Origin of the sequence: Treponema rectale (assembly GCF_014202035.1) — a bacterium.
In the GTDB taxonomy this organism is placed as follows: domain Bacteria; phylum Spirochaetota; class Spirochaetia; order Treponematales; family Treponemataceae; genus Treponema_D; species Treponema_D rectale.
The window spans coordinates 632,649-652,585 of record NZ_JACHFR010000001.1; the positions used below are offsets into that span (position 1 = coordinate 632,649).

Below are 19,937 nucleotides of genomic sequence, written 5' to 3' on the forward strand. Positions count from 1 at the left end.
ATTATGAAAAAAAACAACCTGCATCGGGAAGGGTGGACATTTATAGAAACCCTGATTGTCATGACAATCGTACTGATTCTTACAGCTTCTGTCGGCTTTGGAGCTGCAAAGCAGCTTGACAGGGCAAGAACGGTATCTGCAACCAGTCAAATTGAGACGTTTTCTCTTGCTCTGGATTCATATTATATGGATAACGGGTTTTATCCTTCTGAGTCCCAGGGACTAAATGCATTATGGCAAAAACCTTCTTCTGTTCCCTTTCCCATGAACTGGAACGGACCTTATGTGTCAAAACCTGTTCCATCTGATCCGTGGGGAAATGAATACCTTTATAGGGTTCCAGGTGAGAATGAACTTCCATATGAAGTTTGTTCTTACGGTAAAGACGGGATAAAAGGAGGAACGGGAGCAGATGCAGATGTTTCATCGTGTAAATGACGACAGAGGTTTTTCCATGATAGAAAGCCTTATATGTATTATTACAGTCATGCTCGTGGTTTTCGGTTCTGTTTTTTTAGTGAAAAGGATGTACTCATGTTCTGATGAAATTATGAAAAAAAGTATGGAGTTACTGGAGAAGAAAAATGCAGCATTATCTGTATCATGAAGAAGGTTTCAGTTTGCTGGAATCACTGCTGGCAATGTTCATCATGTCAGTATTAAGCATAAGCTTTTTTCAGATATTTAAAAGTTCTTATACAGGAATTAAAAAATCTCTGGAACTTTCCGATGATGCCCTGGAACTTGTGTCAATCGATAATGAATTAAGGGAATGTGTTTCAGCTGTTTCAATTTCATGGTGGAAAAAATACCAGGTGCGTTCTCCAGCGTGTTTTGAAAAACTTAAGAATTCAGATTCTTTTTCAGGAAACATTATTGAAGCGAACATTTGTATGGATCATAAAGTTCCTTATATGAAAATAATATGGTGTCATAAAAATAAAAGATATATTTCTGATGTTCCTTTTTCTGAATATTACTGGGGAGAATATGAAATCACAAAATGACGGGTTTGTTTTTATCGAGGTTCTTGCACTTGGCATTTTTTTATCTGTTGTGTTTTCTGCCGCTGTATACCTTATGAAAGTTCGTCAGCGGAATTTAATTTCATTTCAAAATGAAAACATATATAGAAATGAAATTGAAGTTACAGTAAATGCTATTTTCAATGATTTTCTATCAGATAATACGCCGGAGGCCGTCAGTTATCATGATCCTGTATTCCGTAATGCCCGGGACTTTAAGAATGGAATGAATGTAAGCATTGAATGTGTTTCAGACAGAATGAATGTTAATTTTATCGATGCCTCATTTGTAAATTCTCTGAAGTCTGAACCTGGAGTTTCATTTCAGGAAGCTGCACTTAAATTAAAAAAAATCAGGCAGAAGCGGCAGTTTGGAAAAGCTGAAGATTTTGATTCTGTTTTTTTTACGGATATTGGCTTTGCTGATATAAATACAGTCAGTCCGGATTCTCTGAATTTATTGTTAGATGAATACGGCTGCATGAACCAGTCAGCTCTTTTTTTAGAAAGACTTAAGTCTTATAGAAAAAATGGAACCTGTATAAGAAATTTTACTGGTTATAAAATGTTTTTTGGAGTTTCTTATGAAGACGTCTGGCCGTTTATAGTCTGGGAACCTCAGATAAATGTAAATTGTGCTGATGTAAGGCTGCTTGAGAAATTACTCGATAAAAGAAAATGTTCTGAAATTGTGGCATTAAGAAAAACAAAAGAGATAAATCCTGTAATGCTTTCTGAAATTCTTGGTAACAGAAAAAAAACATATGGTGAACTTTTACTTGGTACAACAACAAGTTTTTTTTCTATAAAAGTCCGTAATAAATGTTTATTGCTGTCAGTTATTATCGGTAAGGTTCCTTCTGAAAACAAATCCGAAGAAAAAAATAGATTTTATATTTTGGAGAAAAAATATGAAAAAGAAATCTAATGTAAAAATCGTATCCCCTTATGAAGTGCAGCATTATTTATTCAGCTTTCCCGGAATAAGAAAACGCAGCGAGGAAACTGCCGTCAGAATGGCTGTAAAATCAATGTATCCCGGAAATACTGATGTCTGTACTGATTATATATCCGGTAAAAACAGTGCCGTTGCATTTGCAGTATCTAAAGACAAACTTTCAGAATACTTGAAATCAGATTCTGTTATATTTGCTGCTCCCCAGCTTATTCAGAAAAAGGTTCCGACGGGAACAGTACTGTGCATTTTTGAAGACTGTATCCTTGTGCAGGTAACAAATGACAGGAATATAGTATTCCTTAAGACTTATAACAGAAATGAAAATATATTGGATGCTGTAAAAGAAGAATTAAGCGGAAAAAAAATAGATTTAGGAGAAATCCGTATTTTTTCTGCTGCAGAACATGTATGGCCGGAGATACAGGAATATGCTTCTGATAATGGTGTTCTTATTGAACCAATGGAAAAGCTGCTTTCTAAGAAAAGCAGGAAAATTCCTTCTCTGTTCTCCGTGAACAGAACTTCATCTTATGCCGGAATCATTTTTTTTATTTTTACCTGTGCTTTACTCACAGCCTGCATTCTAACATTTATTTATAGAAAACACAGAATGCAAAGTCTGGAAAATGTTTTTGTAAATAATTCGAGAATATTGGAAAAACTGCAGAAACAGAAAATAAAAGTTTCAGAAACTGATGAAGATTACAATACAAAAGAAAAGCTAATATTTGGTGCTGGATGTGTTCTAAGTGAATTGCAGAAAATTGATAATACTATGGTTTTGGATTCATTCAGATTAAGGGAAAACTCGTTTACAGCCGAAGGCAGATGTGGTTCTGCTGCAGTTCTCATGAAAAGTATAAAGTCATCAGTTTTATTTGACAGTGTTGTACTTAAAAATGTCAGACCGGGGGAATCCGGGGATAATTTTGTTCTGGAGGCAAAAATTGCGGAGTGACAGCTTTAAAAAAACAGGAATCTTATTCTTATTTTTTTCATTACTTGCAACAGCCTTTTCATTTTCACTTGACTGCGAAAATCTTGAAAAAAAGAACCTTAATATGGAAATCCAGATTAATGAATTAAAGGCTTTACTTTCAGAGCTTAAGGGTAATGAGAGTCAGACGGAAGTTTTTTTTGAGAATGATGAATTTTCTGAAACAACTGCCATCGAACATATTACTGAAATATGCAGAATGTCAGCAGCCCTGCCGTTATCTTATACTGTAAATGACGGTGGAGAAGTTCAGATAAAAATACAGGGAAGTGCAGAAGCTTTCTGCAGGTTTATTAGTTTTATTGAAAATCAGAAACAGCCCTTTTTTATTGAGGAACTGGGCTTTAACTGCAGGGAAAGTGATGTTCTGGTTGATATGAAAACTTTACAGAAACAGTCGTTATTCAGATCCTTTGAACGGTTGACGCCTGATTTTCTCGGATGTGTAAAGGAAAAAGACCGTAATGATTATTCTGCTGCAGCTGATATAGAACGATTAAATTCGTTATCTCTTGAGCCTTCAGAAAAGAATTCTGCTGAGTCCGATGTTCCGATTCCTCCGGTTGTAATTGGAAAAATCTGTTCAGCAGACGGCTGTTTTCTTTATGTTAGGGAAGGGGCTGGAAAATTAAAAAAAATCAAGGCGAATTGATAAAAAAAAGAATTTTACGGCAATTGCATTTTAAATGGGAATCTGCCGTTTATATCATTCATGATTGCCGGAACGGCATTATTAAGGAGTACAAAGTGGGTAAAATTAAGTTTTTAATTGTTCTGTGTGTTTGTCTGGTGCAGTTTTTTTCTTCCTGCAGGTCTGCAGAGATTGCCGGTCCAAGAATTGAGGGAATAGCTGCTGATGAAAATGGAGAAGCTCTTTGTGGTGCTTCCATTTTTCTTGATGAAGAATGTATCTGTATTACAGATATGTACGGACATTTTTCCATAAACAGGACTCTGCCGGAGGGAAGTACGATTCGATGTGAAAAAGAATCTTATGTCAGTGCAGAGTGTATTATGGAAGGCAGCGGAAAATATAAGGTTATTTATTTTAATTTAAAATCTGCTGAAGGGTTGTTTGCTCAGGCTCTGAAGTCTGTAAAAGAAGAAGACTATAAAAAAGCTCTCAGTATTATTTCGGAACTAAAAACTGGATTGATAAAACCTGAGGAGTTTGTTTCTTCATTATATCTTGAATCGGTTGTTTATCTGAAACTTCATGAGGAAGATAATTTTTTTAATGTGATTGAGGACTTAAAAAAACATGAGGTTGATTATGAATGTATAGAACAGCTTGTAAATGATTTCGGTAGGAAAAAATGATTTTTTCAATTCTGATTTTTTTTATTTTTCTAATATCCGGAATTGTTATTTCTGTGCAGGATATACGTACATTTCATCTTCCCCTTTCCGTAATTTATTCTGCGGCAGCCTTAATTTTAATTTTTAGATTCTGTTATGAAGTTAATGCAGGAATTCTTTTTGCCGCAGGAGGAATTTCTGCATTTTTATTTTATTTTTTCATTAGAATGATTACAGCAGGGGCTTTGGGAATGGGGGATGTACATTTAGCTTTTTTATGCGGGTGTTATAATGGCATTTATGATTTCTTTCTTTCTTCTTTTTTATCCGCTTTAACGGGAAGCCTTTTTTTCTTGTTTCAGAGGATTTTTTTTAGGAAATCCATCAGAAACCTAAGGCTTCCCTTTGCACCTTTTATGACTGTTTCATCCCTGTTTATAGAACTGTTCCGTATAGTGAAAATACCGGAAGTATTATGGCAGTAATCATAATTATCATGAAGGTTCCTATAAGGAGTGTCATGGCAGGTTCCGTAAAAGTCATTATTTTTTCCAGCAGATATTCAAGTTCTTTTTCAAAGTAGTTCCTGATTTTTGCAAACATAGACCAGCTGCTTCCTGATTCTTCCCCGGAGACAATCCAGTTTTTCATCTGTTCCGGGAAGATATTTTTTGTCATAATCGCTTCTGAAAGCTGCATCCCCTTAATGATATCCGAGTGCACGGAATTGATTTCTTCTTTATAAGCCGCATTTGTACCAGCCTGTACTGCCTTGTTCAAGCTGTCTTTTACACTGATTCCTCCGGAACACAGGGTTTCCATAATGAAAGCAAAGTTCATTGTTTCATAAAAAATCACCAGTTTTCCCAAAACTGGAATTTTTAAAATCAGGCTGTCTGTTTTCAGTTTTATGCTGTAATGTTTTTTCCTGAGCTTTTTCAATATATAAAAGAATGGAATCAGGAGTATCAGGATGATAATGAAAACAGATATGAAAGACTGTATGAAACCTATGCTTCTGTTGATTTCATTTACTGATTCAGGATTAAATTGAGAAAACATGTCTTTGAGTTTCGGGAAAATAAATGCAGCCATACAGACTGCACATATTATAACGGAAGAAAACACGATTGAAGGATAAATAGCTGCGGAAGAAATTTTTTTTCTTATACGCATTTTAAAATCAAGGGCAGCTTGAAGTTCCTTAAATATTTCGTTTAATTTTCCGCTCATCTCCCCGGCTTCCAGCAGTTTTATGCAGGTTGCCGGGAAAAAACTTTCCTGCGCTTTTACTGCCTGAGAAAAACTTTTTCCTTTTTTAATTTCTTCAAGGAGAAGTGCTGCCGGATTATATTTTTTTTCGGTCCAGGATCTTCGGCATATGTCCAGGGCATTCTTTATGTGTATTCCGCTTGATGTCAGTCTTTCCATCATTGTCGTGAATTCCAGCAGAAGTTTTCTTTTTTGATTGTTAGACAGTGTAATATGCCTGAGTTCTTCTTCTTTAATATCCACGACATTACCATAAGCTGCAGCAGCTGAATACGCCTGAGTTTCATTTTCCGAACATAAACTCAGTTTCAGGTATCTGCCTGATTCTGTCAGTATCTTGAATTTATAGTTCTTAATTTTTTCTCTCCTTAATTTATGGAATAAGCTGAATTTCGTGTTCAGCAGCTTCTTTTTTTACAATCCGGTTTTTGATTTTAAATAATGCAATATCCCTGAGAAATTTTGTATTTCTGTTTTTAAGAAAGTTCTTCAGTTCTGTCTTAGGAGGATCTTTCATAATCAGATCAGACATGGCTTCATCTACTAAGAATTCTTCTGCAATTATCGTCCGTGTGTTTTTTATAGTTGTAACCAAACGCTGGGAAATTGCTCCTTTTAATACAGATGCAATCATATACGGTGGTATTCCCATGTTTTTAAGTCTGTCTATGGCAGAAACAGCATCGTTTGTATGAATCGTTGATAGTACAAGATGTCCTGTAAGTGCAGCCCTTACTGCAAGGGAGGCTGTTTCCGAGTCCCTTATTTCTCCTACCATTATTACATCAGGATCCTGCCTTAAAACCCGTCTGAGAATTGAACTGAATGTAAGACCGATTTCCTCATTTACCTGTATCTGATTTACTCCTTTGATTTTATATTCAACCGGATCTTCAATACTGATTATCTTTATTTTTTCATCAGTAATTTCTTTCAGCATGGAATGAAGCGTCGTCGTTTTTCCGCTTCCTGTAGGCCCCGTTACGAGAATCAGCCCGTGAGGAATCTTAAGCATGTTTTTTATGTCATTTATCTGAGTATTTAAAAACCCCAGTTCTTCGATATTATTAAGGGTTGAATTTCTTGAAAGAATTCTCATTACGATTGATTCTCCGTCAGACGATGGAATTGATGAGACTCTTATGTCCGTTGTCCTGGAATCAACATTTACACTCATTCTTCCATCTTGAGGAAGCCTGTGCTCAAGAATATTCATGCCTGACATGAGTTTTATTCTTGAGGAAATTTTAGCAAAAATCTCTTTTTTTATATCGAAAGATTTTTCCAGAAGTCCGTTCATTCTGTAGCGCACGGATGCCGAGTTTTCAAAAGATTCTACATGAATGTCCGATGCTCCTTTTTTTATTCCTTCTATGCAGATGGAGTTAACCAGATTAACGGCAGGTGCATCATTTGAAAAATCATCTATTTTATTTTCATTTTCTTCCGGAATTATTTTTTCATCATCATTAAGACCGTCTTTTTTTCCGATCCAATATGCGAGTTTTGACTGCTCGACTTTTATGAATTCAATTTTCTTTCCGTGATATGTACGTATGGATTCCAGTGCACTTTCCGGTGTTTTTTCCGTATAGCCTGCCGTCACTTTTTCACTGTCCTCAGATATGAAAAAGGCATTGTTTTTTCTTATGAAGTTCAGGGAATACTGTCTTTCATCTGAAGGAATGTTCAGTTCTTCTTTATTCATGCTTTCTCCATGGTCATTTTATAAATTTCCCTGCAGTCAGGAATTTTCTCGTTTCCGTCTTTTATCAGGTGCGGAATAATGTAAATTACAATTTCTGTTTTTTCTTTCGTCATGTTTTTATGTGTGAAGAATCTGTTAATCAGCGGAATTCTTCCTAAAACCGGCGTTCTGGTTTCCTGAAGCGTTTCATCTTCTTTAATGAGGCCTGAAATTACAACAGGCTTTCCGGATGGAGTCCGTACCTGTGTATTGACAACCCGTTCAGATGTTGAAGGAATTGCTGTTTTTGCTGAGGAATCGGAGTTTTGCTTTGAAACAGTTGCATTAATGTTCATTGTTATCATGTCATCACCGGAAGTCCATCCTTTCAGATTAACAATCAGACCGGAAGTTATCTGCTGGGTTATTCCGGATGTGGTTGAACCGCCTGCTGTCGTTCCGTATTCATATTCGATGTAACGGTAAGTATCAGTGTTCTGAAAGCGGACTTCTTCTCCTGACAATGCCGTAAGAACCGTATCAGTAAAAATTGATGCCGTGTTTGATGCAATCTTTTCATTAAGATTTGCCGCAGCCTGAAAACCGAAAGCGCTTATTATATTAAATGAAAGGGACATTATGTTTGAAAGTTCACCTTCATAAGAAAAGCTGTTTTTTGAACCGTTTTTTGAGAAAGATAAAGAGGTGCCTGAGGATCTTGCAGTTCCATCAGTATATTGTACGACAAGAAGTTTATATTTTAACTGGGGAACAGGCCGGTCAATAAGTTCAAGTTCCTTTTTAAACATTTCAAGGTTTTCTTTTGATCCTTTAAAGAAAATCAGGTTCGGAAAAAGTGAATCACATACGGTATCCTTTCGTATTGAAGGCGGCAGTTTTTTCAATAATTCCTCACTTTTAAGATATCTGAGTGTAACGGGAACGGCAGACTTCTTTTCATCAAGGGTATTTATGACATTAATGATTTCATTTACCGCTGCAGGCGTTGCCGTAATCAGAAGAGCGTTTTCATCTTCAATCAGCCGGCATTTTGCTGCTGTTTCCTGAGACAAAAGTGAAAGCAGGTTTTTTGCTTCCGTATGTTTCAGATAATGCTTTCTGCTTAATATGGAATTTTCTTCTGCATCAATTTTTTCTATAAACTCAATAACAGCCTTGTTTTCTTCATTTGTACCTGTAAGAATTATGTTTCCTGAATCAGGGTCTCCTTTAAATACTTGCGGTGATGAAAGTTCCGGGGGCAGGAGAGAGACCGCCTGCTGTACGGAAATATGCTTGAGGGGAACAACCTGAATTTCCTTAAACCGCTGCTGTGTATTTTTTCTTGATTGTTCTATAATATAGTAGATATTATTCTTAACCGTATAATCCAGTGCGGCTTTTTCAAGAATAAGGTTAAGGCTCTCTTCAAAAGTTTTATCTGTAAAATAAAGGTTTTCTATCTTGTCATTTGCCTGAGAAAGGCAGGAATATTCTTTTCCTTCAATAGAAAACAGTAATTTAACAGCCTCCTGAATTATGATTGAATCAACGTTTATTGAAAACAGTCCGTTGTTTTTTTTAATGCTGCGATTTAAATTTGCAGTTTCCCTGTTTGTTTCTTTCTTCAGGTAAAACCACCCGTCTTTCTTTATGACGCTGCAGTCAGGCAGTTTTGCCGTAAGAATGTCAAGAATCTGTTCAATCGTAAAATCCCTGACATCAATGCTTATTTTTTCATCCGCCATTCTGTCATGAAGAATTGTCATTCCTGTTTTTCCGGACAGAATCTCAACAATTTTTTCAATGCTGCAGGATGAACATTTCAGGCTGACAAGTGAATCTTTTACGCTGCAAAATACTTTAGAAACGTACAGGATTCCTTTTTTTTCTTCACAGTAAAGTCCGTTGCTGTTCAGAAAGTTCTCCAGAATTTCCTCAGCATCAGATTCGGCAAAGAAAAAACTTGCGGTGCCTTCAACAGTTTCATCAGGAATAATGGATCTGCCGCTTTCCTCCCCAAGGGCAATGAGAATATCCGTAATTTTCTGAGAGTTGAATTCCATGCTTTTGATTTTCTGAGCATGAACAGAAACAACTGGTAATAAAAGGATTGGAATGAGTTTTTTTAAATTAATCATCTGCCACATAAAATACGGATGAAAACCTCAGGTCGTCAAGAAAAATAAAGTAATTTTCTAGGGAATCTCTAAAAATTGCAATTTTTAGAGATAACTCTGAAAGAGCGATGTTTTAAGTCGTGACATTACAACGACTTAAAATTCGTCGGCATTCTCTAGAAATACACATTAGTGGATTTCTAGAGATGCCCTTTATTTTCTTTTATGTGCCGTAAAGCAGAAGTGCAGACATAAAATTTCAGACAGTGGACGATTTTTATTTAAAATGGTAGAATCTGACACGAATTTTATTATCAGAGGAATGAATTTATATGTACAAATCAGTTGATTCAAAAGCAGATTTCCCGAAACTTGAAGAAGAAGTGCTTTCTTTATGGGAAAAAAATGACACATTTAAGAAATCTGTAGAGCAGAGAGACGGTTCTCCTGAATTTACTTTTTATGACGGACCACCTTTTGCAACGGGACTTCCACATTTCGGACATTTTATTCCTTCAACGATAAAAGACATTATTCCTCGTTACCAGACAATGCGCGGTAAGAAAGTAGAGCGCCGCTTCGGATGGGACTGTCATGGACTCCCTGTAGAAAATCTTATTGAAAAAGAACTTGGAATCAATTCTAAGCATGAAATCGAACAGTATGGAATTGATAAATTTAACGATAAGTGTAAGGATTCCGTTCTCCGCTATACGTCTGAATGGCGTAAGACAATTACCCGTATGGGACGTTGGGTTGATTTTGACAATGATTATAAGACAATGAATCCTGAGTTCATGGAATCAATCTGGTGGGTTGCAAAGACACTCTGGGATAAAGGACTTATTTACGAGGGAAAGTATATTCTTCCTTACTGTCCGCGCTGTTCAACAGTTCTTTCTACCCATGAACTTGCCCAGGGGTATAAGGATGTTACTGAAACTGCAATAACAGTACGCTTTAAGATTACAAAAGCACCTTCTTCCTTCAGTGATCCTGATATGGAAAACGGAAAGACTTACTTTGTTGCATGGACAACTACTCCGTGGACCCTTCCTTCAAATCTTGGCCTCTGTATGGGACCGGAAATCGATTACGTTAAGATTCAGGATAAGGAAAGCGGTGATTTTTATATTATGGCCGCAGCCCGCCTCAGTGCATATTATAAGAGCGAAGAGGATTATACAGTAATTTATACCCGTAAGGGAAAGGAATTTATCGGTGCAAGATATGAACCGTTGTTCCCTTATTTTGCCTCTTTAGCAGATTCAAAAGTTTGTGCTGAAAAATCCGGACAGAAATGTGAAGACGGTGCCTTCCGCATGTTTAATGCTGACTATGTATCTACGGAAGACGGTACTGGTATTGTTCATATTGCACCTGCCTTTGGTGAAGATGATAACAAAGTATTCCGCGGCTCAGGCGTTCCTAATGTTGAACCGATTGATGCTGAATGTAAGTTTACTTCAGAAGTTTCTGATTATACAGGACGATTTGTAAAAGACTGTGACAAAGACATCATCGCCCGCCTCAAGGAAGAGCGAAAACTTGTAAAGAAAGACCAGCACAAGCACTCTTATCCTCACTGCTGGAGATGTGGTTCACCTCTTATTTACCGTGGAATCGGTTCATGGTTTGTAAAAGTAGCAGATCATCATGAAGCTCTTCTCAGGGCAAATTCCCAGATAAAATGGCAGCCGGCACATATTAAGGAAGGCCGTTTCGGTAAGTGGCTTGCAGGAAGCCGTGACTGGGCCGTAAGCCGTAACCGTTACTGGGGAAATCCTATTCCTATCTGGAAGTGTGAGGATCCTGAATGCGGACATACGCTTTGTGTAGGAAGCCGTGAAGAACTTAAGAAGTTAAGCGGAGTTTACCTTGAAGACCTTCACAAGCAGTTTGCAGATAAGGTTACTATAAAATGTCCGAAGTGCTCCAAAACGATGCACCGTATTCCGGAAGTATTTGACTGCTGGTTTGAGTCTGGTTCCATGCCTTATGCACAGCAGCATTATCCTTTTGAAAATAAAGAAGCTTTTGAAAAGAGCTTCCCTGCTGATTTCATTTCTGAAGGACTTGATCAGACCCGCGGATGGTTTTATACGCTTACAATTCTTGCCAGTCATCTTTTTGACAAGCCTGCCTTTAAGAATTGTGTGGTAAACGGAATTGTTCTTGCAGAAGACGGCCGTAAAATGTCAAAGAGTCTCCGTAACTATACTGATCCTGTAGAAGCAATCAATAAGTTTGGAGCAGATGCAATCAGGCTTTTCCTTATGCACAGTGCAGTAGTACGTGCTGATGAAATCAGATATTCAGATGATGGTGTCCGGGATGTTATAAAGAGCATCATTCTTCCATTGTGGAATTCATACAGTTTCTTCGTTCAGTATGCAAATATTGATAAGGTTACCTGTACGGGACATGAGTTTGATTCAAAACTTCCTGAAAATCCTCTTGACCGCTGGCTGCTTTCTGTAAGCCAGAAAATGATTACTGATGTAACGAAGGCTATGGAAGATTATGATTTAAGCGGTGCCATTGATCCGATGCTTGATTTTATTGATCAGATCAACAACTGGTATATCCGCCGTAACCGCCGTCGTTTCTGGAAGTCTGGAAATGATGCAGACAAGCTTGAAGCTTACGGCTCGCTTTATTATGCACTTAAAACTTTCTGTCTTGTTGCAGCTCCATTTATTCCGTTCCTTACTGAAACTATGTGGCAGAATCTTAAAACAGACGGTGACAGGGAATCCGTACATCTTATGGATTATCCTGAATATAATGAAAAATTCCGTGATGAAGCCCTTGAATTCAAGATGGCTACAGTTCAGAAGGCTGTTTCCATGGGCCGTTCACTGCGTAATCAGTTTAACCTGAAGAACCGTCAGCCTCTTGCTGAAGTTGCCCTTGTAACACGTAATGCTCAGGAAAAAGCTGTCCTTGAAAGCATGAAGGATACCATTGCTGAAGAGCTTAATGTAAAGAACGTTATATTCCACGATCAGGAAGCTGATCTCGTTGAATATAAGGCTAAGGCAAACTTCAAGGTTTTAGGAAAGATTCTTGGCGGAAAGATGAAGGCTGCCGCAGCTCAGATTGTAACTCTCAGCGGTGCTGATATTGCAAAGATTGTTGATGGCGGAGTTCTCAGCATTAATGTTGACGGTACAGATGTGGAACTTAACTCAGAAAGCGTTATAGTTGAACGTCTTGAAAAAGAAAATCTTAAAGTAATAAATGACGGAACTCTGACAGTCGGTCTTGATACAAAGATTACTGATGAACTTAAGAAAGAGGGATATGCCCGTGATGCTGTCCGTGGAATTCAGAATCTCAGAAAGGAAAGTGGTTTTGAAGTAACGGATCGCATTAACCTTAAAGTTTCAGGAGATGCTTCCCTTAAGTCCGCATTTGAAATGTTCAGGGATTTCATTGCCGGAGAAACCCTTTCTTCTAAAATTGAATGGGTTGATTCACTTGCTGGAACAGAAATTGATGCAGATGATGCAAAATGGACTGTTTCGGTAGAAAAAGCATGAATTAAAATCTAAAATTAAAGCAGTGTGCAGCTTTTATATAAGGCGGCCGCTGCTTTTTTTTACAGGATGGAACGTGAAAAGAAGATTATTATTATCAGTATTTTGTACTTTTATTCCGGCTCTGTTTTTCAGCTGCCGCTCCTCATCCATTGAATTAGAGGAAGGTTCTGTAAGTCCTCTTGCACTCCTTGATGACCAGTCCAGCATTTACATCAATATACCGGTACAGAAGCACCAGAAACTGTTTGCAGACATCTTATGTTCTCAGGTTGAAGGGCTTGCAGAAAAAGATGCCATGTCCCTGGCTTCAAGAACAGGACATCTTTATGCAGGACTTGGCACAGTAAAAGACCGCTCCCGTCTTGAAGCGGCTGCAACTGTTGATATTCCTAAAGTTGGAATCAATTCAGTTTTTAAGAAGAAAAACGGATGGTATTCTGCGGAATATGTTTCTGCCGCAAAACCTGAGAATGGAGTTTCAGCTGCAGGGGTTCCTTCTAAATACACTGTTTATTCACGGAATGATAATCCCCTTAAGATTTCATTTCCTGTAAAACAGATTCTCTGCGTTTCTAAAAATGTTGAGGTTATGCTGGATAAGTATTCATCTCAGGCTGCACTTGCAGATAATGATATGAACGCGTATCTTACACAGGACAGTGACGATATTCTTTTCTATGTTACAAGACCCGGACAGTACCTGCGTAATATGATTGGAGTTACGGTTCAGGGAGCTGACAGAGTTTGGGGAACCCTTGCCTATGTTCCTGATGAAAAAAAGCCTAAAAATGATACAGGCAAATACAGTATGTCTTTTTACATGCATCTTCAGGATAAAAAAACAATGAAGGCTTTTCAGGGATTACTGGCCCTTTCTTTTGCCATGAGTGACGGCAGTGTGGAGCAGATTGATGAGCTGACGATAAAGGTCAGCGGTGTTGAAGTTTCGAGAAAGCAGATAAATGAAATGTTCATCAGAAAACCAATAACCGGAACTCATTACAGAGTTGAAGGGGATAAGGTTTATGCTGAACCGGACAGATGATTTTTAACGGAGTATTCTATGAGTGATGAAAAGAGTGATGAAAAAGTTATATTAAAGGCAGAAGATCTTGACGGATATCTTACTGAAGAGGATCAGAAAGACCTGCAGACTCTTGAAGATATGTATTCAAAAACATATCAGTATTTTGCCAGTGAGGATAAGGCTCAGATCATACAGAGTTTTGATGCTATGGGTCATAAAATGCAGGAAATCTGTGCAAAACATCCTAACATTAAGGTATACAGTTTTGAAACTGATTATGGCGCACAGGCAGAAGCAAGTCGTGTCATATCAAAATTAAGGGACTTAAAAACCGAGCATGCGGAGTTTCTTTATTATACTCAGCGTGCCTTTGAGATGCTTTTCCGCCTTGCATATACAGATGAGCATTCCGTAAAAAAGAATCATATTGTGGTAAAGACGCCTGTCGTTAATCCTGTTCAGAATTATGCCGTACATAAAATTCCTGATATTGACAACAAAATTGAAAATTCAGTTATGTGCGTAATGCTCAGAGGTGCACTGCTTCCGAGTATGATTATGTCGAAAGAGATAGAAGAATATTCTTCAAAAGGTTATGTAACTCCATTTGCACTGTTTAAGATTTCCCGGGATGATAAAAGACAGGAAACGGACATGCAGTATATCCTTAATCTTAAAAATTCTTTTTTTGATATAAAGGAACTTGACGGTAAAGACCTTATATTTGCAGATCCGATGAATGCTACGGGAGGTTCTCTCGTAACAGTCGTAAAATATCTTCAGAGCAAGGGTATTAAACCTAAAAGCATTAAATTTTTCAACGTGATTTCTGCCCTTAAGGGAAGCATGAGGGTAACCAGAGCTCTTGAAAACTGTACCTGCTATACTCTATGGATGGACCCTGTTTTGAATCACAAGGCTTACATTATGCCGGGACTTGGTGATGCAGGAGACCGTCTTAATGGTTGTGACAGTCATGAGACACCACGCAACATTATTCAGCTTATAGCTGACTATGGCAGTAATATTGCTGCCCTTTACAGAAGCCAGCTTAGAAAAATAGAGCAGACGGTCCTTGGGAGAATTTAAGGCATGAAGTTGTTTTCACTTACAGCAGCAGCTGTATTGACTGTTATTTTTCTTTCAGGCTGTACAACCGTGTCCTCTCTGCCTGTTCCCGGTGAAGAGGCTGTTCGTGAAAGCAATATTTGCAGAGAGTATTATTCAATCGCTTCTTCTTATGAGGAGTTGAAGAATTATTCAAAGGCAGTAACTTATTATAAACTTTCAATGTCGGACCCTGAACTGCATAATGCTGCTTATTATAAGCTTGGCCGTTGTTACGTAATGTCAAAAGATTACAGCAGTGCGCTTGTTATTTACGAGGCATTACTGAAAAAAGATCCTGAAAACATTACCTTAAAATCCTGTACTGCCTATGTTCATGCAATGAATTCTGATTTTCCTGAAGCAGAAAGACTGTACAAAAGCCTTTATGAAGAAAATCCCCAGAGTGAAGATATTGCCGTAAATTATATTAATGTCCTTCTTATTCAGGAAAAATACGAGCAGGCTCTTCCTGTTTTTGAAAGTTTTAAGGAAATTTTTCCTGACAATGATAATGTAAAAACCTTCCAGACCAAATTTGATTCCGTATTAACAATTGCTGAGCCTTTGTCTGACCAGGATGTTTTGCCGGCAGAGATTTCAGAAGGTCAGCCGGCTGAAAAATCTGAAAAAGAATAAGGTTTTAATTTTCCGTTCTTGAAGCAAGGTAGTTTCTGTATTTTTCAGAGTCTGCCTTAAATGCAACGATAGGTGATTCTTCGTCATCGAGGGCATGGAACAGAGACTGTTCACTTTCATTAAACAGTCTGTTGCCTGATATGAGGCGCAGTGCCCTGGTTGAAATTCCGATACAGCACCGGAGGCTGCTTTTATTTTCAGCAAGTATTGTATTTACCTGTTTTAATATTTCCTGAGCCTTTGAAATTGACTGGGGAATGTTGAGTTCCTGTATTATTGCACAGCAGCCGTCTTCCTTGTAATTAAATACAAGATCGTTAAATTTTACGGCCTGAAGAATTACTGAACTTATTTTTTTACCGTAACTGCAAGTCCAGTCCAGGGATGGTATGCGTATGGTAAAAAGAGCCAGATCCTGTTCGCTGGAGGCAGCCCTTATAAGTTCACTGTCCAGACGGGGCAGCATGTAAGATTCCCATCCGAAGCCTGTATCCGGTGAAAAAAGTCCGGCAGGTTCTTTTTCTGAATCACTGCTGAAAACGTTTTTCTGCGCTTTCTGTTCAGTATTTTCTTTTTCAGCTGCTTCCTGCTCCGTATCATCCATAAGGATTTCTTCTTCAAAAAGATCTTCCTCTGCTTTTTTTTCTTCCGCTTCAGCTTCTATCTGTTCCGTAATATCTTCTTCGTAAACTTCATTTTCTGCTTCAGTATCAGTTTCTTCAGCGTCAGCTTTTTCCTGACTGCTGACATCCGGTTCAGATTCAGGAATACGGTCTGTTATAAGTTCTTCCTGTTTTTCGTCCTGTTCAGGCATTTCATCCGGAAGTTCTTCCTCATATTTTTCCTGTACGATGTATCTGTCTGCAAAGAACATGAGGTGGAATACGATGAAAAGTGTCACTACGAATATAACGATAAAGGCAAGACGTCCTTTTGAGAAAACAGAAGACGGTTTAATTGTGTATATCGCAGCTTCTATTTCAATTCTGTTTCCGTCCGGTGTTCTGATTGAATCTTTTTTAAGGGTAGTAAAAGTCTTTTGCTTTCTATTATCATTCAGGTCTGCCGGATAGCGGAGTATTTCTTTTCCGTTGTAATTGAGTTTTATCGACTGAAAATTTTCAAGAGGAGAAGAGTTCAGAAATTCTTTGTTAAATGCTCTTGTTCCGGCTTCTTCTGTCCTGAGGGTTACGTTTATCTGGTGTACGAGACTGCTGAAAATTTCGGGAGAATTCTGTTTTCCGTTCTGGTTTTCTGTGTAAATGGAAACGATAAATGTAATTACGGTAATTATATATATAAATGCAGCTGACAGTGCAACCAGAAGATTCTTCTTAACTTTCATAGATACGATTATATCGGAGGGAATAGGCTAGTGCAAGTTTTAAAATTTCTTCCTCCGTTTTTTCTCCATTATATTTTTTTAACCATGCACATAAGGGCAGGTACGATGTTTTGTCAGTGCATTCCGCCAGAGAATGTCTTTTACCGGTACAGGAAATACTTCCTGTGTTATTATCGAGCCGGTAAGTTCTTCCATGTTTAGTGAATCCGTTTTTACTTATCCATTCCTCCAGGGAGTTTCTGTATGTTTCCATTACTTCAGTCGTAAGGAACCCTGGATTTTCCGTATGTTTAAGTTCCGTTCTGTACATAAGGCCACAGTATTTTGTTTCTGCAGTTGACAGTTTCCGTGAACTGGAATTATAGCCGCGTTCCAGATAGGTTCCGCGGGCGTAAGGTTTGCCGTTTACATAGGCAAAGTCTGCTCCTGTAAAAGTAATTGAAGTGAAGCCTGCTTTTAACGCAAAGTCTGCACAGGCAGCTGTAACCGTTCCTCCTGCCGCTGATATCAGGGGCAAAGAATCCGGAAACAGGGTCTGGGCCAGAGGGTGTCCGTTTTTATAAAAGACGGCTTTATGTCCGCGTTTTACAACGGTTTCTGCAATGACAGGATTTGTAGAAATATCCAGAACAAACAGTATTGTTTTTTTACATGCTGACTGAACCGGACAGTTAAAAAAATGCTCTGCAGAAATTTTTTGAGGATCCGTGCTGACCGTAACATCAGGTATTATTCCGTATTCCAGAAGTGTAGAAAATGTAGTGTCGGCTGCAATTATACAGCTTTGAGCGGAATTTTCCTTTATATAGCCGATGTCATCTTCAAGAGTCGGACCTGCTGCACAGATAAGGGCTTGTTTTTTTTCCGGTGAAGAATATGACCAGGGAGCAGTCCGTGCAGAATTTATAATTATATTATGGTGCCATATTTTTCCAAAATGGCTTTGAACTGAAAAATCTGCACTTATTCTTTTAAGGGTCTTTTGAACCGTGTCGTGAATTTTTACAGAAAGTTCTTTATTTTCTGCTTCCCATGCTCTTATGAACGATAAAGAAAAGTTTTTATACTTTACAGGAATATAGTTTTCAAGAAGTTCCTTTTCGAGCTTATCCTCAGTTATAAACCTTACGTTAGGTTTTGATTGTGCCTCAATGAAGGCCGGAAATGTTCTGCAGAACTCAAGACTTTCCTGATCTGCCTCTACAGCAATTATAAAGGAATCCGGATTTTTTTTTAAAAGTGCAAGAATATGAAGGGCACAGCCTGCTCCTCCTGTCACAATGAACCCGTCAGAAACACTTTCTGCAAAATTCATTGCCTCCAGTGAAGGATTATATCTTGAATTCATCGGCTTGCCGTCTTTAAAGACCGGTATTTCTTCTCCGGTTTTTGCTGTAAATTTATTCTGGTAAATCAAGATTTAAGTCCTTTTTCAAAGGTTGCCTGAATTTCCCTTGCAAATTCCTCCATGCTTTCTTTTATCTTTTTTTCCAGAACTTCCTTTTCCTCAGGCTTTGAACGTTCATAGAGGATCTCCTCATTTGGAAGTACGCTTTTTATCCATTCTTTATCATTAAGGTTATGCCAGGTTTCTTCCAGAAGCATCTTGATTCTTTCGTTTTTTACGATTTCGTGGGTTAAAAAAAGAGATGTCGGCTTTGTAAGAAGTCCTGTCGGAATGTGCTGCTTAAAAACTTTCCAGTTGACATCTGAAATCTGTCCGAGAGAATTATTGTATTTGAAATCATCACTTAATCTGAAAACTCTGTGAAAAAAGTTATTGCTTGAAAACCAGGCTCTGTAAATATCAAGAGCAGGTGAATTGAAGGTATGAGGTGTAACCCTCGTTTCCTGAGTTCGTAATCTGTTGTCATGGATGCTGTCGTTTATTTCAAGTTCATTAGGTTGTGTATGGGCAAAACCTTTTGACGGACTTAAATCCAGCCCGCAGAAAAAAACTTCTCCGCTTGTTATGCTGAGTGCAAAATCTGCCGCAGTTCCGCTGACAGTTCCGTTGCGAATTGCCTTTACGTTAATGTAATTGCATTTGTCTATAAGTTTTTCTCCGACACCGTCTCCATATGCAACCGGTACGACAGTGTGTTCACTTAAAATTTCTCCGTAGCAGGCTCCTTCCAGTGGAAGGACAAGGGGAATATTGTGCCGTTTAAGTCCGAATTCCAGATGAAGCTTTGCCCAATAGCCTCCGTCAGTTGAAATACATACATCTGGAATTATTTCTGCATCAATAAGCGGGGAGAGTGCTGAAGAAACAGCAACCAGAAAATACTGCTCCCGGTATTTTTTCAGGAAGGGAATTGATGAGCGTAAACTCGGGCCTGAAGCACATACTATAACAGGAGAATTTCCTTTGAGTATGTACGCATTATATTTAGAAAAGAGACAGAACCGCAGGGCATTCTTCGTCCAGCGTTTAGCAAAGTAACGTCTCGTATTGAGTATTGATTTTGTTTTGAGGACTGCTTTTTTAATCTCTTCCCAGACTTCATTGTTCTGTTCCCTGAGGGCGTTTTGAGCTCCCGGCCATGTCCAGAAAAAACAGGCGATTATGCCTTCATCCCCCATGTAATTAAAAATATCAGAGTCCAGACTTTTTGTTGAATAGAAATAAAAGACCTTATCCCACTGACTGTCAGAGTCTGAAAATTCATTGCAGAGTCTGACGCAGCATATTTTTGAATCAGGAAATGTCTGTCTGAGATATGGAGCACAGTATGAAAGCCCGGGTTCTACAACAAGAACAAACTTTGGCTTGAATTTGCATACAGCGTTTTTTACATAGCGCTCTGCTTCTTTTGACGGCTCATATGCAGAATGAAGAGGTAAATTATTTATCTTACAGGTTTTTTCTCCGTTGCCTGCCTGAAAGAATTCAACTGCCATAGGTGTAAATAA

The 19,937-nt window shown here is 38.2% G+C and carries 17 protein-coding genes; 11 read left to right on the plus strand and 6 right to left on the minus strand.

All coding sequences use genetic code 11. The features are described from left to right. Positions 1 to 3: 3 nt before the first annotated feature. The 7 genes from gspG (at position 4) to HNP77_RS12525 (ending at position 4,764) form a co-directional block, all read left to right on the plus strand. A complete protein-coding gene (gspG, locus tag HNP77_RS02620; protein ID WP_184651600.1) occupies positions 4 to 438 on the plus strand; it encodes a type II secretion system major pseudopilin GspG in 435 nt (144 codons plus the stop codon). 146 nt (positions 439 to 584) lie between these two features. After that, positions 585 to 1,007 carry a PulJ/GspJ family protein gene (locus HNP77_RS02625; protein WP_184651601.1) on the plus strand — a complete coding sequence of 141 codons (423 nt, stop codon included), beginning with the start codon at positions 585 to 587 and terminating at the stop codon, positions 1,005 to 1,007. Next, complete coding sequence (locus tag HNP77_RS02630) at positions 991 to 1,953, plus strand: hypothetical protein (RefSeq protein WP_184651602.1); 963 nt, start codon at positions 991 to 993, stop codon at positions 1,951 to 1,953. The genes HNP77_RS02625 and HNP77_RS02630 overlap by 17 nt, the downstream gene beginning before the upstream one ends. Beyond that, positions 1,937 to 2,941, plus strand: a complete 1,005-nt coding sequence (locus HNP77_RS02635; RefSeq protein ID WP_184651603.1) for a hypothetical protein — start codon at positions 1,937 to 1,939, stop codon at positions 2,939 to 2,941. The genes HNP77_RS02630 and HNP77_RS02635 overlap by 17 nt, the downstream gene beginning before the upstream one ends. A gap of 103 nt (positions 2,942 to 3,044) precedes the next feature. Then, positions 3,045 to 3,632 carry a hypothetical protein gene (locus HNP77_RS02640; RefSeq protein ID WP_184651604.1) on the plus strand — a complete coding sequence of 196 codons (588 nt, stop codon included), beginning with the start codon at positions 3,045 to 3,047 and terminating at the stop codon, positions 3,630 to 3,632. A gap of 95 nt (positions 3,633 to 3,727) precedes the next feature. Beyond that, on the plus strand, positions 3,728 to 4,300 hold the full coding sequence (locus HNP77_RS02645) for a hypothetical protein (RefSeq protein WP_184651605.1): 573 nt from the start codon (positions 3,728 to 3,730) through the stop codon (positions 4,298 to 4,300). Further along, the gene (locus HNP77_RS12525) at positions 4,297 to 4,764 is read left to right on the plus strand and encodes a prepilin peptidase (protein ID WP_425506730.1); all 468 of its coding nucleotides are present in this window, start codon (positions 4,297 to 4,299) and stop codon (positions 4,762 to 4,764) included. Before HNP77_RS02645 ends, HNP77_RS12525 begins: the two co-directional genes overlap by 4 nt. On the opposite strand, the gene HNP77_RS02655 is transcribed toward HNP77_RS12525, so the two are convergent. The 3 genes from HNP77_RS02655 to HNP77_RS02665 form a co-directional block, all read right to left on the minus strand. Beyond that, positions 4,715 to 5,794: a type II secretion system F family protein gene (locus tag HNP77_RS02655; protein ID WP_184651607.1), complete on the minus strand. Its 1,080-nt coding sequence runs from the start codon at positions 5,792 to 5,794 to the stop codon at positions 4,715 to 4,717. The genes HNP77_RS12525 and HNP77_RS02655 overlap by 50 nt on opposite strands. Before the next feature lie 130 nt (positions 5,795 to 5,924). After that, positions 5,925 to 7,259, minus strand: a complete 1,335-nt coding sequence (locus HNP77_RS02660; RefSeq protein ID WP_184651608.1) for a GspE/PulE family protein — start codon at positions 7,257 to 7,259, stop codon at positions 5,925 to 5,927. Next, positions 7,256 to 9,379 (minus strand): hypothetical protein, encoded by a 2,124-nt coding sequence (locus HNP77_RS02665; RefSeq protein WP_184651609.1) that lies wholly within the window; start codon positions 9,377 to 9,379, stop codon positions 7,256 to 7,258. The genes HNP77_RS02660 and HNP77_RS02665 overlap by 4 nt, the downstream gene beginning before the upstream one ends. A gap of 311 nt (positions 9,380 to 9,690) precedes the next feature. Here HNP77_RS02665 and ileS point away from each other — a divergent pair, with 311 nt between their 5' ends. The 4 genes from ileS (at position 9,691) to HNP77_RS02685 (ending at position 15,676) form a co-directional block, all read left to right on the plus strand. Beyond that, the gene (gene ileS / locus HNP77_RS02670) at positions 9,691 to 12,903 is read left to right on the plus strand and encodes an isoleucine--tRNA ligase (protein WP_184651610.1); all 3,213 of its coding nucleotides are present in this window, start codon (positions 9,691 to 9,693) and stop codon (positions 12,901 to 12,903) included. A gap of 73 nt (positions 12,904 to 12,976) precedes the next feature. Then, positions 12,977 to 13,948 carry a hypothetical protein gene (locus HNP77_RS02675; protein WP_184651611.1) on the plus strand — a complete coding sequence of 324 codons (972 nt, stop codon included), beginning with the start codon at positions 12,977 to 12,979 and terminating at the stop codon, positions 13,946 to 13,948. An 18-nt stretch (positions 13,949 to 13,966) separates the two neighbouring features. Next, on the plus strand, positions 13,967 to 15,019 hold the full coding sequence (locus HNP77_RS02680; protein ID WP_184651612.1) for a uracil phosphoribosyltransferase: 1,053 nt from the start codon (positions 13,967 to 13,969) through the stop codon (positions 15,017 to 15,019). 3 nt (positions 15,020 to 15,022) lie between these two features. Beyond that, a complete protein-coding gene (locus HNP77_RS02685; protein WP_184651613.1) occupies positions 15,023 to 15,676 on the plus strand; it encodes a tetratricopeptide repeat protein in 654 nt (217 codons plus the stop codon). A gap of 4 nt (positions 15,677 to 15,680) precedes the next feature. Here HNP77_RS02685 and HNP77_RS02690 read toward each other — a convergent pair whose 3' ends face one another. Genes HNP77_RS02690 through HNP77_RS02700 form a run of 3 tightly spaced genes read right to left on the minus strand, consistent with a single transcriptional unit; the run spans position 15,681 to position 19,925 of the window. Then, a complete protein-coding gene (locus HNP77_RS02690; RefSeq protein ID WP_184651614.1) occupies positions 15,681 to 17,021 on the minus strand; it encodes a hypothetical protein in 1,341 nt (446 codons plus the stop codon). Beyond that, complete coding sequence (locus tag HNP77_RS02695; RefSeq protein WP_184651615.1) at positions 17,011 to 18,438, minus strand: motility associated factor glycosyltransferase family protein; 1,428 nt, start codon at positions 18,436 to 18,438, stop codon at positions 17,011 to 17,013. The genes HNP77_RS02690 and HNP77_RS02695 overlap by 11 nt, the downstream gene beginning before the upstream one ends. Continuing rightward, positions 18,435 to 19,925 (minus strand): 6-hydroxymethylpterin diphosphokinase MptE-like protein, encoded by a 1,491-nt coding sequence (locus HNP77_RS02700; RefSeq protein WP_184651616.1) that lies wholly within the window; start codon positions 19,923 to 19,925, stop codon positions 18,435 to 18,437. The genes HNP77_RS02695 and HNP77_RS02700 overlap by 4 nt, the downstream gene beginning before the upstream one ends. Between the last annotated feature and the right edge of the window lie 12 nt (positions 19,926 to 19,937).